15 protein-coding genes are annotated in these 16189 nt (G+C 68.3%); 4 read left to right on the forward strand and 11 right to left on the reverse strand.

Annotated elements, in window-relative coordinates; translation table 11 throughout:
• Together AC1DHD_RS01625 and AC1DHD_RS01630 are read left to right on the forward strand one after the other, a co-directional pair.
• On the forward strand, positions 1–678 hold a 678-nt coding region (locus tag AC1DHD_RS01625; RefSeq protein WP_476878006.1), incomplete at its 5' end, for an SbcC/MukB-like Walker B domain-containing protein.
• Between the two features lie 113 nt (positions 679–791).
• Entirely contained in the window at positions 792–2132 is a 1341-nt protein-coding gene (locus tag AC1DHD_RS01630; RefSeq protein WP_476878007.1) for an MFS transporter, read from the forward strand.
• Here AC1DHD_RS01630 and hpaD read toward each other — a convergent pair whose 3' ends face one another.
• The 6 genes from hpaD to AC1DHD_RS01660 all read right to left on the reverse strand — a co-directional run bounded on the left by hpaD (position 2133) and on the right by AC1DHD_RS01660 (position 8834).
• Positions 2133–3206: a 3,4-dihydroxyphenylacetate 2,3-dioxygenase gene (hpaD, locus tag AC1DHD_RS01635; RefSeq protein WP_476878008.1), complete on the reverse strand. Its 1074-nt coding sequence runs from the start codon at positions 3204–3206 to the stop codon at positions 2133–2135.
• Between the two features lie 81 nt (positions 3207–3287).
• Entirely contained in the window at positions 3288–4793 is a 1506-nt protein-coding gene (hpaE, locus tag AC1DHD_RS01640) for a 5-carboxymethyl-2-hydroxymuconate semialdehyde dehydrogenase (protein ID WP_476878009.1), read from the reverse strand.
• Positions 4794–4835: 42 nt separating this feature from the next.
• On the reverse strand, positions 4836–5780 hold the full coding sequence (gene dapA / locus AC1DHD_RS01645) for a 4-hydroxy-tetrahydrodipicolinate synthase (RefSeq protein WP_476878010.1): 945 nt from the start codon (positions 5778–5780) through the stop codon (positions 4836–4838).
• Between the two features lie 48 nt (positions 5781–5828).
• Positions 5829–6521: a GntR family transcriptional regulator gene (locus tag AC1DHD_RS01650; protein WP_476878033.1), complete on the reverse strand. Its 693-nt coding sequence runs from the start codon at positions 6519–6521 to the stop codon at positions 5829–5831.
• Positions 6518–8023, reverse strand: a complete 1506-nt coding sequence (locus AC1DHD_RS01655; protein WP_476878011.1) for a fumarylacetoacetate hydrolase family protein — start codon at positions 8021–8023, stop codon at positions 6518–6520. Before AC1DHD_RS01655 ends, AC1DHD_RS01650 begins: the two co-directional genes overlap by 4 nt.
• Before the next feature lie 94 nt (positions 8024–8117).
• Positions 8118–8834: an IclR family transcriptional regulator gene (locus AC1DHD_RS01660; protein WP_476878012.1), complete on the reverse strand. Its 717-nt coding sequence runs from the start codon at positions 8832–8834 to the stop codon at positions 8118–8120.
• 378 nt (positions 8835–9212) lie between these two features.
• On the opposite strand from AC1DHD_RS01660, the gene AC1DHD_RS01665 reads away from it, so the two are divergent.
• Positions 9213–10547 carry an MFS transporter gene (locus AC1DHD_RS01665; RefSeq protein WP_476878013.1) on the forward strand — a complete coding sequence of 445 codons (1335 nt, stop codon included), beginning with the start codon at positions 9213–9215 and terminating at the stop codon, positions 10545–10547.
• 92 nt (positions 10548–10639) lie between these two features.
• Here AC1DHD_RS01665 and AC1DHD_RS01670 read toward each other — a convergent pair whose 3' ends face one another.
• The 5 genes from AC1DHD_RS01670 to AC1DHD_RS01690 all read right to left on the reverse strand — a co-directional run bounded on the left by AC1DHD_RS01670 (position 10640) and on the right by AC1DHD_RS01690 (position 15400).
• The gene (locus tag AC1DHD_RS01670; protein WP_476878014.1) at positions 10640–11467 is read right to left on the reverse strand and encodes an alpha/beta fold hydrolase; all 828 of its coding nucleotides are present in this window, start codon (positions 11465–11467) and stop codon (positions 10640–10642) included.
• A 4-nt stretch (positions 11468–11471) separates the two neighbouring features.
• Positions 11472–11801, reverse strand: a complete 330-nt coding sequence (locus tag AC1DHD_RS01675) for a biotin/lipoyl-containing protein (RefSeq protein ID WP_476878015.1) — start codon at positions 11799–11801, stop codon at positions 11472–11474.
• On the reverse strand, positions 11794–12852 hold the full coding sequence (locus tag AC1DHD_RS01680) for an alpha-ketoacid dehydrogenase subunit beta (protein ID WP_476878016.1): 1059 nt from the start codon (positions 12850–12852) through the stop codon (positions 11794–11796). Before AC1DHD_RS01680 ends, AC1DHD_RS01675 begins: the two co-directional genes overlap by 8 nt.
• Positions 12845–13894: a thiamine pyrophosphate-dependent enzyme gene (locus tag AC1DHD_RS01685; protein ID WP_476878017.1), complete on the reverse strand. Its 1050-nt coding sequence runs from the start codon at positions 13892–13894 to the stop codon at positions 12845–12847. The genes AC1DHD_RS01680 and AC1DHD_RS01685 overlap by 8 nt, the downstream gene beginning before the upstream one ends.
• Positions 13895–14023: 129 nt before the next feature.
• Positions 14024–15400, reverse strand: coding sequence for an amino acid permease (locus AC1DHD_RS01690; protein WP_476878018.1), 1377 nt, complete (start codon positions 15398–15400; stop codon positions 14024–14026).
• Between the two features lie 172 nt (positions 15401–15572).
• Between AC1DHD_RS01690 and AC1DHD_RS01695 the strand changes: the two genes are divergently transcribed.
• Positions 15573–16046, forward strand: coding sequence for an Lrp/AsnC family transcriptional regulator (locus AC1DHD_RS01695; RefSeq protein ID WP_476878019.1), 474 nt, complete (start codon positions 15573–15575; stop codon positions 16044–16046).
• Positions 16047–16189: the final 143 nt, after the last annotated feature.

The raw sequence follows: 16189 nt of genomic DNA on the forward strand, positions 1-16189 counted from the left end.
CGCCGGGTCCGCGACGCCGTCCTGGCCTCCGGCCTGGCCACGAAATCCGTCCGGACCCTCGACAGGATCGCGGGGGAGTACGCCGGCCAGGCTGCCGCGGGCCGCGAGCCGCGGGAGCGTGCGGCGCTGTGGACCGCCGTCGCCGAGGCTGCCCGCGGCGGTGGCGACAACACTTACCGGATGAGCCTGAACAGCTACGTGCTCGCCGCCCGGCTGGAACAGGTTGCGGAGGCCGCCTCGGAGCGGCTGATCGGCATGAGCGACGGCCGCTACACCCTGCAGCACACCGATGCGAAGGCAGCGCGGGGGCAGAAATCCGGGCTTGGCCTGGAAGTGGTAGACCAGTGGACGGGCCAGCGGCGTGACACCGCCACGCTCTCCGGCGGCGAGTCCTTTATGGCTTCCCTGGCCCTGGCACTGGGGCTGGCCGACGTTGTGCAAATGGAGTCCGGCGGGGTGGACATCGAAACTCTCTTCGTGGACGAGGGCTTCGGCAGCCTGGACGAGCAGTCGCTGGAGCAGGTTATGGATGCGCTTGAGGGACTCCGGGACGGCGGCAGGGTGGTGGGGCTGGTGAGCCATGTGGCAGAGATGAAACAGCGCATCACCACGCAGCTTCAGGTGGTCAAGGGCCGCAACGGCTCCACCCTGCACGTCTCCGACGACGCCCTGGTCTAAACGCCCGGCAGGCGGCCATGTGAGGGCCGTGGCGCTCGGGTATCATTGAAGGGTTACCGGGTCGCGCGCATCGGGAGGAGGGACGATGCGCACCATTAAACGAACCCGGAATCATGAACCCTTCACCGTCTTCGACGACGACCCTTCCTGCCGACGTTCCCGCAGGTCCCGCCAGCGGCGGACGCTTCGCCAGGCTTCCCCTGCTCGCAGGACGCAGCTTTATCCCGCTGGGACTCTTCGCCCGGCTCCCACTGGCCATGCTGACCGTCGGCGCCCTGACCCTCGTCACAGCAGTCACCGACTCCTACGCAGTCGGCGGCGCCGCTGCCGGTGCCGTCGGCATCGGCTCCGCCCTGGGTGCCCCCGTCCTCGGCGCCCTCGCCGACCGGCTGGGCCAGCGCCCCGTCCTGCTCTTCTCAGCCGTCTTCAACACCGTGGCCGTCATCGCCCTGATTCTTGCCGCGTACCTGGTCCCGGGTGCCAGCGATCTCGCTGCCGCCGTCCCCGTGCTCGCCGCAGCCTTCGTGGCCGGCGCCAGCTGCCCGCAGGTCGGCCCGCTGGCCCGTGTCCGCTGGATGGCGCTGGGCTCCCGCAAGGGCGGCGCCGGCCAACCCGGCGATCTGGACACTGCGCTCTCCTACGAGAGCACCGCAGATGAACTGACGTTTGTGCTGGGCCCGGCCCTGGTGGGAATCCTCGCCAGCCTGCTTAACCCCTGGCTTCCGCTGGCCCTCGCCGCCGCACTAACCCTCACCTTGGTGCCCGCATTCGCCGTGCACCCCACGCACCGTGCGGTACCCCGAACTCCCGCGCGGAGCCGCGCCGCCGCCGCTGCCGCGCGGGAGCACCGGAAAACCCTTGCGCCGGGACAACGCGCCGCCAACACCGCGGCCGTGGCCCTGCCGGTCCTGGCCATGGTCTGCATGGGCACCTTCTTCGGAGCCACCCAGACCTCCCTGAGCTCGTTCTCCGCGAGCTTCGCGACATCCGAACTCGCCGGACTCCTGTACGCCGTCATGGGCCTGAGCTCGGCGGCCGCGGCATTGTCCGTGGCGTACTGGCCGCGGCGCTTCAGCGTCAACGCCCGCTGGCTGGCATGCGCGGCGCTGATGACGGGGCTGGCGGCGCTGCTGCTGGTGCCGACGACGGCGCTGCCGATGATCCTGGTGTTGCTGGTCCTTGGCCTTCCGGTGGGCCCGCTGATGGTCACGGTGTTCGCGATCGGCGGCGTCGTTGCCCCCGAGGGCAAACTGGGCACCGTGATGACAATGCTCGCAAGCGGCATCGTCGCCGGCACCGCCATTGGTTCGTCCATCGCCGGGCAGCTGGCCCAGACCTCCGGGTATTCGACGGCGTTCCTGGTTCCGGTCTGCGCCGCGGCGGCGCTGTTCCTGCTCGGTGCGGCTGCCGCCGTCGTGCTGCGCCGGCGCAACGCGACGGCGGCGGCCGCCTAGCTAGAGCTGCGAACCGAGCTTGAAGCCACGTTCCTCGCCGGGCTCACGGGTGTAGGCGAAGCCGTCGGCGCCGACCGTCACCGCCATCTCGCTGCTGTCGGTCCGGACAACCAGCGGCTGCGGGTTGCCGTCCAGGTCCAGGACCAGGGAGGCCTCGGTGTACCAGCTCGGGACCACGGGATTGCCCCACCAGTCGCGGCGCTGGTTGTCGTGCACGTCCCACGTCACCGTGGGGTTGTCCGGATCGCCCGTGTAGTAGTCCTGCGTGTAGATCTCTACCCGGTGGCCGTCCGGATCCAGGATGTACAGGTAGAACGCGTTGGACACGCCGTGCCGGCCGGGCCCGCGCTCGATCCGGTCCGAGATCCGCAAAGCGCCCATCTTGTCGCAGATCTGGATGATGTTGTGCTTCTCGTGGGTGGAGAACGCGATGTGGTGCAGCCGCGGGCCGTCCCCGCCGGTCAGGGCGGTGTCGTGCACGGTCTGCTTGCGGTGCATCCAGGCCGCGTACGTCACGCCGTCGGAGTCCTTGATGTCCTCGGAGACGCGGAAACCCAGGTCCTCCAGGTACTTCCGGCCCCGGGGGACATCCGGCGTGACCTGGTTGAAGTGATCCAGCCGGACCAGCTCGCCCGCGCTGTAGAGGTCGTAGCGCTGGGTGAGCCGCTCCACGTGCTCCACCTCGTAGAAGAACTCGTAGGGGAAGCCCAGCGGGTCCTCCACCCGGACCGCGTCGCCGATCCCTCGCGCGAAGCCGTCCTTGCGGCGCTCCGTGCGGCAGCCCATCTCCGCGAAGTAGGCCTCGGCTTTGTCAACGTCCCCGGGGGTGCGGACCCGGTAGGCAAATGCGGCGGCGGCGGCCACGGGGCCCTTGCGCAGGACCAGGTTGTGGTGGATGAATTCCTCGAAGGAGCGCAGGTAGATCGCGTCCTGGTCCTCGTAGGTGACGTGCAGGCCCAGCAGGTCCACGTAGAACGCGCGGGACTTCTCCAGGTCGGTGACCACCAGGTCCATGTAGGCGCAGCGGACAATATCCGGTGCGGGGGCCGTGGGGGTGATGATGTCGTTAGACATGGTGGGGACTCCTCTTTGAGTTCGCGGGTGAGTTCGCGGGTGAGTTCGCGGGTGGGGCGGCGGGGCGGGTCGGTGGAGGCGTCAGTGCGCCGCCGCGGCACCGAACTTCGGCGTGTGGACGTCGCCGAGGCTGATGTGGACGGCCTGCTGGTCGGTGTAGAAATCGATCGAGCGGTAGCCGCCCTCGTGGCCCAGTCCGGAGGCTTTGACCCCGCCGAACGGGGTCCGCAGGTCCCGGACGTTGTGGCTGTTGAGCCAGACCATCCCCGCCTCGAGGTTCTGCGAGAAGTTGTGCGCCCGCGTCAGGTCGTTGGTCCATACATAGCCGGCCAGACCGTAACGGGTGTTGTTCGCCAGGGCCAGCGCCTCGGCGTCGTCCTCGAACGGCGTAATCGCCACGACCGGTCCGAAGATCTCCTCCTGGAAGATCCGGGCATCCGGCTTCACGTCGGCGAAGACGGTGGGCGCAATGTAGTTGCCGGTGGGCAGGCCCTCCGGGCGGCCGCCGCCCGCCAGCAGGCGGCCCTCGGACTTGCCGATCTCCACGTACCGGGCGACCTTCTCGTAGTGCTCGGGATGGACCAGCGCACCCACCTCGGTCTTCGGATCGTGCGGGTCGCCCACCACGATGTTTTTGGCCCGCGCGGCGTATTTCTCGCAGAACTCCGCGTAGATGCCGCGCTGGACCAGGATCCTGGAGCCGGCGGTGCAGCGCTCGCCGTTGAGGGAGAACACCCCGAAGAGGGTGGAATCGATGGCCGCGTCGAGGTCCGCGTCGTCGAAGATGACAGCAGGGCTCTTGCCGCCGAGTTCCATCGAGAGGCCCTTGAGGTGTTCCGCGGCGTTGCGGAAGATCGTCTTGCCCGTGGTGGTTTCGCCGGTGAAGGAGATCAGGGGCACGTCCGGGTGTTTGACCAGGGCGTCGCCGGCTTCCTCGCCGAGCCCGTTGACCAGGTTGAACACCCCGTCGGGCAGGCCGGCGTCCTTGAAGATCTGCGCCCAGAGCGAGGCGGAGAGTGGCGTGAATTCGGCCGGTTTCAGCACCACGCAGTTGCCGGTGGCCAGCGCCGGGGCCAGCTTCCAGGACTCGAGCATAAACGGCGTGTTCCAGGGTGTGATCAGGCCTGCGACGCCGATCGGCTTGCGGTTGACGTAGTTGATCTGCGCGCCCGGGACCTTCATGGCGTCGTCGAACTGCGCCACGATGAGGTCCGCGAAGAAGCGGAAGTTCTCCGCTGCCCGGAGCGCCTGCCCCTTGGCCTGGGTGATCGGCAGTCCGGTGTCGAACGTCTCAAGCTGCGCGAGCCGGGTTTCCTGGGCCTCGACGGCGTCCGCGATCCTGTTCAGGACCCGGGCGCGCTCGCGCGGCTTCATCCGCGGCCACGGGCCCTCGGTGAAGGCCCTCCGTGCCGCGGCGACGGCGCGGTCAATGTCTTCCTTCTGCCCGGCAGCCGCGGTGGCGTAGGTCTCGTTGGAAACCGGGTCCAGGACGTCGAAGGTCTTGCCGCTGACGGAGTCGACGAATTCGCCGTTGATGTAGTGCTGGATGCGGGTGGGCAGCCCGTCCGGAATGTAGTGCTCGGCCATGGGGTTCAGTCCTTTGCTTCGGCGGTGAAGTGTACGGGCGGGTTACTGCGGGAGCCGGAAGCCGTCGACCGGCGTGAGGTACTCGCGGCCGGCTTCCATCAGTTCGTTGATCTTTTTCAGCCCGGCGTCGGTGGGCGTGATAAGCGGCGGGCGGACGTGGGCGGAGGAGATCAGCCCGGCCTCGGCCATCAGCCACTTGCTGGGSGCCGGGTTGGTCTCGACGAACAGGAGGTCCACCAGGGGGTGGACGCCGTAGTGGATTTTGCGGGCCGTCTCGAAGTCGCCCTCCACCCAGGCCCGGTACATGTCCGCGGAGGCCTTCGGCGCGATGTTCGCCAGCGCCGAGATGAAGCCGGCGCCGCCAATGGCCATAAGTGGCAGGCACAGCAGTTCGATGCCGGACCAGACCAGCAGGTCCTTGCCGGCGAGGTGCATCACGCGGGAGAAGTGCTCGAAGTCCTTGGTGGTTTCCTTGATTCCGACGATGTTCTCGAAATCGCGGAACAGCCGCGCCACGGTTTCGGGGGCCATGTCCACGGCGGTGCGGGAGGGCACGTTGTAGATCACGAACGGCATGTCGGGGAACTCGGTGGCGATGGTGGCGTACCAGCGGTACAGCGCCTCCTGCGTGGGCCGGGAGTAGTAGGGCGTGATGATCATCGACGCGTCCGCGCCGGCGTCGACGGCGGCCTGGGTCAGTTCCAGGGTTTCCTGCAGCTTGGCCGTGCCGGTGCCCGCCATAAAGGGGACGCGGTCGCCGATGGCCCCGGCGGTGGCGCGGATGGCGGCGGCACGTTCCTCGACGGACTGGGCGCTGGGTTCGCCGGTGGAACCGCCGATGGTGATGCCGGAGGAGCCGCTGGCGATCTGCCACTCCACCATGTTCCGCAGGCTGTCGTGGTCGACGTCTCCCGCCTCGGTGAAGGGGGTGAACATGGCGGCGAGGGAGCCTTTGAGGTGGAGCTGGGGATCGGAACGGAACTTCATTGTTTTTCCTTGTCGCTCGGGGCGGGGGCCGTAACGGCCCGCCGGGGTTCAGTGTGCGGTGGCCCGGTGGGCGAGATATGCGTCGAGGGTGGCGGCGCGGTGCGCCCTGGCGGCGCGTTCGACGTCGTCCGCCGGTGCGCCCGCTTCCAGCAGCCGCAGCAGTGCCTCATGTTCTTCCACCGACTGGCGGGCGCGGCCGGGCACGTAGCTGAAGGTGGAGGACCGCAGCGCCTGCAGCCGGTTCCAGCCGCGGTGCACCAGGTCCAGGATGTGCGGATTGGGGCAGTGTTCGAACAGCACCCCGTGGAAGTCACGGTTCAGGCTTGTGAAGCGGACGGGGTCGAAATCCGCCAGGCAGTCGCGCATGAGCTCGTTTACGGCACGGGCGCGGGCGATGTCGGCTGCGGATATCAGCGGTGCCGACAAGGCGGTTGCGGCGCCCTCCACAATCCCCAGCGTCTGCATGGTGTAGAGGTATTCGGTGGGATCGATACCGGCCACCGTGGCGCCGACGTTGCGTTCGAAGACCACCAGGTTTTCGGCTTCAAGCCGCCGGATGGCCTCCCGGACGGGCACCACGCTGAAGCCCAGGTCCTCGGCTATTTTGCCCAGCACCAGGCGGTAGCCGGGGGAGTACTCGCCGCTGAGGATGCCGGCCTTGACCGCGGCATAGGCCTGCTCGGACTTGCTGCCCGCGCCAGTTGGGGACGCTGCGCTGGCTGTGGAGGCGGCGCTGGTCATGGCGTCGGCTGCCCGTTGTCCGCGGACCACTCCCGGTACTTTTCCCGCCACTGGGCGTTCATCGGGTAGAGCCCGTCCACGCTGTGCCCGGCGGCAACCATGTGGGCGATGAAGGACTCCTCGGCCTCCTGGATGATGGCGTCGTCGGCCACTTCCCCGGCGATCGCCGGCGGGATCACGAGGATGCCGTCGGCGTCGCCCACGATGATGTCCCCGGGCTGCACGGTGGCCCCGCCGCAGGAGATGGTCAGGTCCACGTCCCACGGGATATGGCGCCGGCCCAGGACGGCCGGGTGGGCGTTTGCAAAGAAGGTGGGCATGTCCAGGGCGCCGACGGCGGTAACGTCGCGGACGCCGCCGTCGGTGATGACGGCCACGGCGCCGTTGACCTGGGCGCGCAGGGCCAGGATGTCCCCGACAGTGCCGGTGCCCTTCTCCCCGCGGGCCTCCATCACCAGGATCTCGCCCTCCCGGAGCGAATCAATGGCCCGCTTCTGGGCGTTGAAGCCCCCGCCGTGGGTCTTGAAGAGGTCCTCGCGGTTGGGCACATACCGGAGGGTCCTGGCCACCCCGACGACCGTGCGGTCCGGCCGGGTGGAGTGCAAACCATCGATGCTCACATTGTTCAGCCCGCGCTTACGGAGCTGCGAGCTCAGGGTGGCGGTCGCAACGGATTCCAGCTTGGCCTTCAGCTCGGGTGAGAGTGCCCCGGCGGGTGCGCTCTCGGCGGCGGGCGCGGATGCCTCGGCGGCGGGCGCGGGCTGGGCCGCCGGGGTGCCGTAAGCCTCGGCCCGCTGGGCTTCGTCGCTGCGCGGCTGGGCCCCGTAGCCGGCCAGCGGCACCGTCCCCTGGGCCGCCGTCGTGGTCAGCCGGCCCGTGCTGAGCCCGGACGCGGGGGCGTCCACCTCCACTTCCATCACGTCGCCGGGCTGCGCGACCGAGGCGCCGGCGGGTGTGCCGGTCAGGATGATGTCGCCCGGTTCCAGGGTGAGGAGCTGGGAGAGGTCCGCCACCAGCTGGCTGAAGGGGAACAGCAGGGTGCCGGTGGAGTCCTCCTGGACCAGCTCGCCGTTGAGCCAGGTGCGGATCCGCAGGCCGGCGGGGTCCAGGCCGGCCGCCGGGAGGAGTCCCGGGCCCACCGGGGTAAAGCCGTCGCCGCCCTTGGAGCGGAGGTTGGAGCCTTTGTCCGCGTAGCGGAGGTCGTAGACGCCGAGATCGTTCGACGCGGTCACGTGGCCAACGTACTGCCACGCCTCGTCGGGGGCGACACGGCGGGCCCGGGTGCCGATCACCAGGGCCACTTCACCCTCGAAGGCGAGCAATTCGCAGCCGGCGGGACGTTCGACGACGCCGCCGGTCAGGCTGAGCGAGGAAGAGGGCTTGAGAAAGTAGGACGGCTGGTCCGGGGTGCGGCCGCGCTGGGCGGCACGGCTGGGGTAGTTGATGTGCACCGCGATGACCTTGCCGGCGGCGGCCAGGCCGTCCTGCGACAGCTGCTCCATCGCATCCTCCTCATTGAGTATGAAATCGTATACGATACAAAGCTGCCTGAGCGGGAGCCGGTTGTCAAGGAAGCCACCTCTGCGGCCGGGGCGTTCAGCCCAGCTGGGCTTCGATGCGCGCGGCGCTCGCGGTCAGGGCGGCGGCCACCTCGTCGGGATCCTGCGCGGCGCGGATGTAGACAACCGCCAGCGCCGCGGGCCGGCCGCCGGGAACCTGGATCGGCACCGCTAGGGAGGAAACGCCGGGGATCACTTCATCGTGGCTGGCGGCATAGCCCCGCCGGCGGGCTTCGGTCGCCTCGGAGCGGTAGGGGACCCCCGGGGCGAGGCGGTGCCACTCGGGCTCGGTGAGGGCCGACTGGATCGCGATGCCGGGGGCCCCGGCGTTGATCGGGTGCCGGGATCCGGGGTGCTGCACGACGGCAGGACCCGTGTGGCGGGGGTCGACCGTCACGAGGGTGACGCAGTCCTCCCGGTCCCAGACGGCCACAAAGGCGCTCATGGTGAGGGCGTTGGCCAGCTGCGTAAGTTCTGGCAGGGCCGCGGTCTGCAGGCTGCGCGCCACCCCGCGGGCCAGGACTGCGAGTCCGGGGCCAGGCTGGACCCGGCCGCCGTCGTCGCGGACCAGCAGCGAGTGGTCCTCGAGGGTGCGCAGGATGCGGTACGCGACCGACCGGTGAACGCCAAGGGCATCGGCGAGTTCGGCAATGGTGAGCGGCTCCGCGGCATCAGCCAGGATTTCCAGGGCCCGGATGCCGCGGGAGAGCGTCTGGGACGGTGAGGCCTGGGCGCTGCCGGCGTTCGGGGTCATGCTGTCCATCCTAGGCGGGGAGCGGGCGGCCGGGCAGCAGCCCGGCGGTGGACCCTTGTGCTCGGGGTCACTCTCACGTAGCGTTCCATATAGGAACTGTCTGTTCAAATATAGAACGCGCAGGTAGCGCATGGGAAACGCGCCGCCGCCGCGGCGGGTGGTCGGGTCCCGACGCGGCGTCCGGTCATCCGGCTGGCGCGGGTCGGCGTCATTTTCGGCACAAAGCGGAGTGTTTCCGCCGGAGTGTGTGATTTATCACACGCTTCGGGGTAGTATCGCGGATACCAACTGACCGTTCGATCAGTAATTCAAGAGGCATTCACCAAGTCACAACGCACCCACCCGGGCAGTACCTCTGCCCCCAGCAACGGAGTTCCAATGACCGCAACTTCAACCGTCGATTCAGCGACGGGCCCCAGCAGCAAACATGAGGAGCGCAAGGTCCTCGCCGGGACGCTGGTCGGTACCACCATCGAGTGGTACGACTTCTTCATCTTCGCCCAACTGACAGCAACGCTGCTCTCACCGCTCTTCCTCGCTCCGCTGAACTCATCCAATCCCGGCCTGGCACAGATCCTGTCCTTCGCCCTGATCGGTATCAGTTTCCTGTTCCGGCCGCTCGGCGCCATCATCGCAGGCCACCTCGGCGACCGGCTGGGCCGCAAAGCGATGCTGGTCTTCACCCTGGTCATGATGGGTGCCGCCACTGCCCTGATCGGCATGCTGCCCACCTACGGCCAGATCGGCGTCTGGGCGCCGATCCTGCTGATCACCCTGCGCATCATCCAGGGCTTCTCCGCGGGCGGCGAATGGGGCGGAGCTGCCCTGATGGCCGTCGAACACGCCCCGCTGGGCAAGCGCGGCCTCTTCGGCGCGTACCCGCAGATCGGCGTCCCCGTCGGCATGATCCTCGCCACCGGCCTGCTGTACTTCCTCAACACCGGCATGTCCAAGGAAGACTTCGCCGCGTGGGGCTGGCGGGTGCCGTTCCTGCTCTCCATCGTGCTGATCGTCGTCGGCTACCTGATCCGCCGAGCCGTGGCCGAGAGCCCGGTCTTCAAGGAGATGCAGGACCGCAAGGAAGAAAGCAAGGCCCCGCTCGGCGAACTTATCCGCAAGCACAAGAAGGCCGTGCTGTACTCCACGATGATCTTCATCGGCAACAACGCCGCCGGTTACCTGCTGATCGCGTTCTTCATCTCTTACGCCACCAAGTCGCTGAAGATGCCCACCCCGCAGATCCTGCTGGCCACCACGCTGGCGTCGTTCGGCTGGCTCATCTTCACCCTGGTGGGCGGCTGGCTTTCGGACCGGATCGGCCGGGTCAAGACCTTCCTGATCGGCTACGGAATCGTCTTCGCCTGGATGATCCCGATGTTCGCCCTGATCGACACCAAGGACATTGTGCTCTATGGCGTCGCGCTGTTCGTACTGACCATCGGGCTCGGCCTGTCCTACGGCCCCATGTCCGCCATGTATGCCGAGATGTTCCCGGCGAACGTCCGTTACTCGGGCATCTCCATCGGCTACGCTTTCGGCGCCATCCTCGGCGGGGCCTTCGCGGCCACCATCGCCGAGGCCCTGCTGCAGGGCACGCACTGGACCGGTTCCATCGGCATCTACATCATGATCCTCTGCGTCATTTCGGCCGTCGGCGTCGTCCTGGCCAAGGAGACCCGCGGGCGCCCCTTGGGCGTCAGCAGCCACCACTAGCCCGGACAGCCCACAAACGCGGGGCCACGTGCCGCCCATCCGGAATTTCGGATGGGCCGCCCGTGGCCCCGCGGTGCTTTAACGCTGAAGAACTAGACGCCCAGGAAGCTGATGGCTCCTTGCTTGAAGGCCCGGCTGGTCACTGCGTTGGTGTGGTTCCGGCCGGGGAGGATGAGCTGTTCCACCATGGCTCCGGCTTTCGCGCCCAGGGCGGCCAGTTCCGGCATCGATGCGGCCCGCTCGTCCTTCTCGCCGGCCACCAGCAGCATCGGCATCGGCGGAACGGCCTCGGCCGGGTCGAACGGTTCGTCCTTGATCGCCTCGACCAGCGAGAGCAGCGCGAAGATGTTGTTGCTCGGCAGCAGCTGCGCCATCTTCAGGAGCCCGGCGGTGGATTCATCGGCGATCGGCGTTCCGTCGGCCAGGTAGTGCTGCGCCGCGACCAGGTCGAACTCGGCCAGCGGATCGGCGACGTTGGGGCCGCCCAGGACCAGCCGGTGGACCAGCTCATGCTGAGTGGCGCCGAATTCCCACGCCAGCCGCGATCCCAGGGAGTAGCCGATGACGTCCAGGCCGCTGGCGGGGTCCCCGTCACGCAGCGGGCGGGCGCCGGCGTCGAACGCAATCTGCAGGAGGTCCGCGCGGATTCGGCTGGGGGAGTAGGAATCGCGGTCCTCAGGGGCGCCGCTGCGGCCGTGGCCGGGCAGGTCCACCGTGATGACACGCCGGCCGGCCTCGGTCAGTGCGCCGATCCAGCCTGTGTCCTCCCAGTTGAGCTTGGCGGAGGAGGAGAAGCCGTGCAGCAGCAGGACCGGCCGGAGCCCGGCGTCGTCCTTGGGGTCGTGCACCGCCACAAACAGCTGCGGGTCGGTGCCCTCAACGGTGTGCGAATGCTGTTCGCCGGTGTGCCTGCCGCTCATGGTGTCAGTCCTCATCAAGTACGGCGCTCAGGCGGACCCGGCGCTTCGGTGCCTCTTCCTTCGGTACCCTGCCCACGATGCCGGCCGTATTGTCCGGCACCTCGAACACGATCAGCGGCTCGCCAACGTTGATTTTCTCACCCGGTTCGCCGTGAATACGCACTACCTTACCCGCCTGCGGGCTCGGCAATTCGACGGCGGACTTGGTGGTCTCAACCTCCACCAGCGGCTGGTTCCGCTCCACCTGGTCCCCGGGCGAGACGAGCCATTCGAGCACGGTCGCCTCGATCAGGCCCTCGCCGAGGTCAGGCAACGGAAAGGAAATTTCAGCCACGTTTGTACTCCAATACTCGCTGGATGCCGAAGAGGATCCGGTCTATGTTCGGGATGTATTCGTCCTCGAGGTCACCCGAGGGGTAGGGCACGTCGAAGCCGGTCACACGCTCCACGGGCGCCTTAAGGGTGTTAAAGCAGCTTTGGGTGATCAGCTGCGCCACCTCGGCGCCCAGGCCGGAGGTCAGTGGCGCCTCATGGACGACGACGGCGCGGCGCGTCTTGCCCACGGAGGCGGCCAGGGCCGCGGCGTCGATCGGCTTGAGCCAGCGCAGGTCCAGGACCTCGACGTCGATGCCGTCCTCCGCGGCCAGCTCCGCCACCTGCAGGCAGCGGGCCACCATGGCGCCCCAGGCCACCAGGGTCAGGTGCCGGCCCTCCCGCATGAGCTTGGCGCCGGTCGGAGCTCCGCCGTCGGCGTCGCCCTGGGCCAGGTCCACCTCGCCTTTTTGCCAGTAGCGGGACTTCGGTTCCATAAAGATCACCGGGTCCGGGCGCGTGGCGGCGTACTTGAGCAGGTGGTAGGCCTCGTGCGGGTTCGACGGCGAGACCACCTTGAGCCCGGGTACGTGGGCGAAGAGCGCCTCGAGGCTCTCGCCGTGGTGTTCGGGGGCGCGGATGCCGCCGAAGCTGGGGACCCGCAGGGTGATCGGCATCGGCATGGTCCCGCGGCTGCGGTAGTTCATTCTGGCAATCTGGCAGACAATCTGGTTGACGGCCGGATAGGCGAAGCCGTCGAACTGGACCTCGGGGATGGGGTGGAAGCCCGCCATGGCCAGGCCGACGGACATGCCGAGGATGCCGGACTCGGCCAGCGGTGTGTCGAAGACCCGCTCCGCACCGTGTTTGGCCTGCAGGCCGTCGGTGATCCGGAAGACGCCGCCCAGCTGGCCGCAGTCCTCGCCGAAGATGACGGCCTTCGGGTTCTCGGCCAGGACCTCGTCCAGGGCACGGTTCAGGGCCTGCTGCATGGACATCACAGTGCCGGGCGCCGGGGTGCCGGCGCTGGTGCCGCCGGCCGCGCGCGGGCTTTCAAGCATTGAGTTAGACATGTTCGGACTCCTCGCGCCAGTTGGCGGCCTGGGCCTGCAGGGCAGGGGTGGTTTCCTGGAAGACAAGGTCGAACATCTCGGCGCCGGGGCGGGAGCCCAGGGCCTGGATGCCGGCCCGGATCTGTTCCTCTTCGGCCTTGGCAGYGGCCAGGGCCTGCTCGAAAAACGCCTCATCGGCGAGGCCGTCTGCCAGCAGCCGACGCTTGAGGCGGGCCAGCGGGTCCTCGCCGGCGCCGGTCCGTTCCTCATCGAGGGACCGGTAGCGGCCGGGGTCATCGGACGTGGAGTGCGGGCCGCGGCGGTACGTCATCGCCTCGATCAGCACCGGGCCGTTCCCGGACCGGGCGTGCGCGAAGGCGCGGCGGGTGGCCTCGACGACGGCGACGACGTCGTTCCCGTCAATCTGCAGGGCCGGGATGCCATAGCCGGCGGCGCGTGCGGCGACCGAGCCGCCGGCCACCTGGCGCTCGGTGGGGACGGAGATGGCCCAGCCGTTGTTCTGGACGAAGAAGACCACCGGGGCCTTCATCACTGCGGCGAAGTTCATCGCCTCGTGGACATCACCCTGCGAGGATGCGCCGTCGCCGAAGTAGGTCAGCGCAACGCCGGTGGTGCCGTCGGCGGTAGCGGAAAGGGTCTGGCCGTGGGCCCAGCCGACGGCGTGCAGCACGGACCCGGCGACGACGGCCTGGATCGGGGCCAGCCGGGATTCCATCGGATCGTAGAGGCCCCCGTGCCAGGTGGCCTTATGGGTGGACATGTACCCCACCATGTCCACGCCCATGGTGCGGGCGACGCCCATCTCGCGGTAGGTCGGGAAGACGAAGTCGCGGGCGGTATCCACAACGTAGCCGCTGCCCACCTGGGCCGCCTCCTGGCCGAGTTCCGGGGCGTAGCCGGGGATGATGCCCTGCCGCTGCCAGGCGATGGCCGAGGTGTCGAGGTGCCGGACGGCGACCATCAGCGAATACAGCTCGCGGAGCTGGGCGGGGCTAAGCGGCCCGGCGTCGTCGCCRGGAACCGCGAGGGGGAGAGTGTCCATGCCTGTGACCCTAGTCACGGACGCCGGGCTGGGCAATCAGCTCAGGATGTATTGACCATTCTGCACAAACCTGCCCAGCCCGGCGGTATCGCGCATAGCAATTTGTTTACTACGGCGGATACCCGGGGACTAGTCGGAGGTGCGGGTCCTCGCGACGCGGGCGCCGATCCAGCAGGCGGCCGCGATCCCGGCGATCAGGGCGATGGTGCTGAAGAGCTGCCTGCTGCTCTCCGGGCTGCTGAAGCCGACGGCGAAGATCAGGGCGAGGAGGACCAGCCCGAAGATGGTCAGGCCGGGGAAGCCCTTCATCCGCAGGGGCAGTTCCGTGCCTTCCCGGTCCGCCCGGCGCCGCAGGATCAGCTGCGAAACCAGCGCAGAGCCCCAGACCACCAGGCAGGTGGAGCCCACCAGCTGGAAGAGGGCGGGCAGGACCCGGTCCGGGAACAGCAGTTCCAGGACCGCGGCCAGGAACCCGAACGCCACGGAAATGCTGACGGCAATGACCGGCACGCGCGCCTTGTTCAGCCGGGACAGGAACCGCGGTGCCTCGCCGCGCTCGGAAAGCGAGTAGGCCATCCGGGAGGCACCGTAGAGGTTGGCGTTCAGCGCGGAGAGCAGCGCGACGACGGCTACCAGGGTGATGGCCGTTCCGGCGCCGGGGATGCGTGCCAGGTCCAGGACGCCGGCGAACGGCGACTTCAGGGCGGCCGAGGTGGTGGGCAGGACGGCCGCGATGACAAAGACGGAGCCGATGTAGAACACCAGGATCCGCCAGACCACCGTGCGGATTGCGTGGCCCACGCTGCGGGCCGGGTTCTCCGTCTCGGCCGCGGCCACACTGACGATTTCCGTGCCGCCGAAGGCGAAAATCACCACGAACAGGGCCGTCGCAATGCCGCCCAGGCCGGCGGGGGCGAAGTTGGTGGTGATGTTACCCAGTCCGGGGCTGGCCACGTCCGGCAGCCAGCCGAAGAGGAGGGCGGCGCCGATGGCCAGGAACACCAGGATGGCGGCCACCTTGAGGATGGCGAACCAGAATTCGAATTCGCCGAAGTTCTTCACGCCGGCGAGGTTGATGGCCGTGAACACCGCCATAAAGACCAGGGCGAGTCCCCAAACCGGAATGGCGGGCCATACAGTGAACAGGAGGCCGGCCGCACCGAGGGCCTCGGCGGCGATGACCACCACAAGCTGGAGCCACCAGAGCCAGCCCACGGTGGCACCGGCCGTTTTTCCCATGGCCTTTTCGGCGTAGACGGAAAACGCGCCGCTGTTGGGGTTGGCGGCGGCCATCTCGCCCAGGGCCCACATGACCAGGATGATCAGTGTTCCCGCGACGAGGTAGGAGATCAGGACGGCCGGACCGGCGGCCTGGATTCCGGCCCCGGATCCGAGGAACAGGCCGGCGCCGATGGCGCTGCCGAGTCCCATCATGGTGAGCTGGCGGGGCTTCATGCTGTGGCCGAGTGTGGGGGCCGGGCGCTCCGCGGTGGACTTCATTGTCATGCTTGCGAACCTTCTTACGGTGATGGAGTTGTCCTTTTGGGACCATTTGAATTTACCGTCCCCGGGGCGTGTTTCCGGACCGCGCGCGTGAGAGCATGGTTGCAGTTTGTTGATAAACCGGCCCGAATCGTGACGATTTGTGCTGTTGATTCCCGCAGGCAAGGACCCGGATATGAATGTTGACCCGCTGGACGCGAAAATTGTCCGGTTCTTCACGGACTCGCCCCGGGCCTCGGTCCTGGAGGCGTCCCGGGTGCTCAAGGTTGCCCGCGCCACCGTGCAGTCGCGCCTGGACAGGATGCAGGACAGCGGCGTCATTGGCGCCTGGGTCCCGCAGCCGGACCCGGCGCACTTCGGATATCCGGTGGTGGCCTTCTGCTCCCTGACCATCAACCAGGACCTTGGGCATGATGCCGTCGTGGAGGCCCTGGCGCGGATCCCCGAACTCATTGAAATCCACACCGTCTCCGGCAGCTCGGACCTGATGGCGCGGATCGCGGCGCGCTCCAACCCGGACCTGCAGCGGGTTCTGGACGCCATGATCGCGACCCGTACGGTGTTGCGCTCGTCCTCGGTGATCGTCCTCAATACCCATTTCGAGGGCCGGACGCTGCCGCTGCTCGAGGCCGCTGCCCGCGGTCAGTAGTTCCCGCCGGAACCGGCTCTCCGCAATATTTGGTGCCGCGCCGGCGCCGTCGTAGAATTAGTTCTAGTCAAAGTGACTATAACTACTCCGGCGGTCAGGCCGGAACCGTCCGGGCAGCCGTTCCCACCACGGCCCGGGCCCCG

The sequence above is a fragment of the Arthrobacter sp. 05L45_2 genome (assembly GCF_056397525.1).

What these genes read in the sequence shown, in the direction of transcription:
- AC1DHD_RS01630 (WP_476878007.1), top strand. Translation starts at nt 792, where the DNA reads ATGAACCCTTCACCGTCTTCGACGACGACCCTTCCTGCCGACGTTCCC.
- hpaD (WP_476878008.1), bottom strand. Translation starts at nt 3,206, where the DNA reads ATGTCTAACGACATCATCACCCCCACGGCCCCCGCACCGGATATTGTC.
- hpaE (WP_476878009.1), bottom strand. Translation starts at nt 4,793, where the DNA reads ATGGCCGAGCACTACATTCCGGACGGGCTGCCCACCCGCATCCAGCAC.
- AC1DHD_RS01650 (WP_476878033.1), bottom strand. Translation starts at nt 6,521, where the DNA reads ATGACCAGCGCCGCCTCCACAGCCAGCGCAGCGTCCCCAACTGGCGCG.
- AC1DHD_RS01655 (WP_476878011.1), bottom strand. Translation starts at nt 8,023, where the DNA reads ATGGAGCAGCTGTCGCAGGACGGCCTGGCCGCCGCCGGCAAGGTCATC.
- AC1DHD_RS01660 (WP_476878012.1), bottom strand. Translation starts at nt 8,834, where the DNA reads ATGACCCCGAACGCCGGCAGCGCCCAGGCCTCACCGTCCCAGACGCTC.
- AC1DHD_RS01665 (WP_476878013.1), top strand. Translation starts at nt 9,213, where the DNA reads ATGACCGCAACTTCAACCGTCGATTCAGCGACGGGCCCCAGCAGCAAA.
- AC1DHD_RS01670 (WP_476878014.1), bottom strand. Translation starts at nt 11,467, where the DNA reads ATGAGCGGCAGGCACACCGGCGAACAGCATTCGCACACCGTTGAGGGC.
- AC1DHD_RS01680 (WP_476878016.1), bottom strand. Translation starts at nt 12,852, where the DNA reads ATGTCTAACTCAATGCTTGAAAGCCCGCGCGCGGCCGGCGGCACCAGC.
- AC1DHD_RS01690 (WP_476878018.1), bottom strand. Translation starts at nt 15,400, where the DNA reads ATGACAATGAAGTCCACCGCGGAGCGCCCGGCCCCCACACTCGGCCAC.
- AC1DHD_RS01695 (WP_476878019.1), top strand. Translation starts at nt 15,573, where the DNA reads ATGAATGTTGACCCGCTGGACGCGAAAATTGTCCGGTTCTTCACGGAC.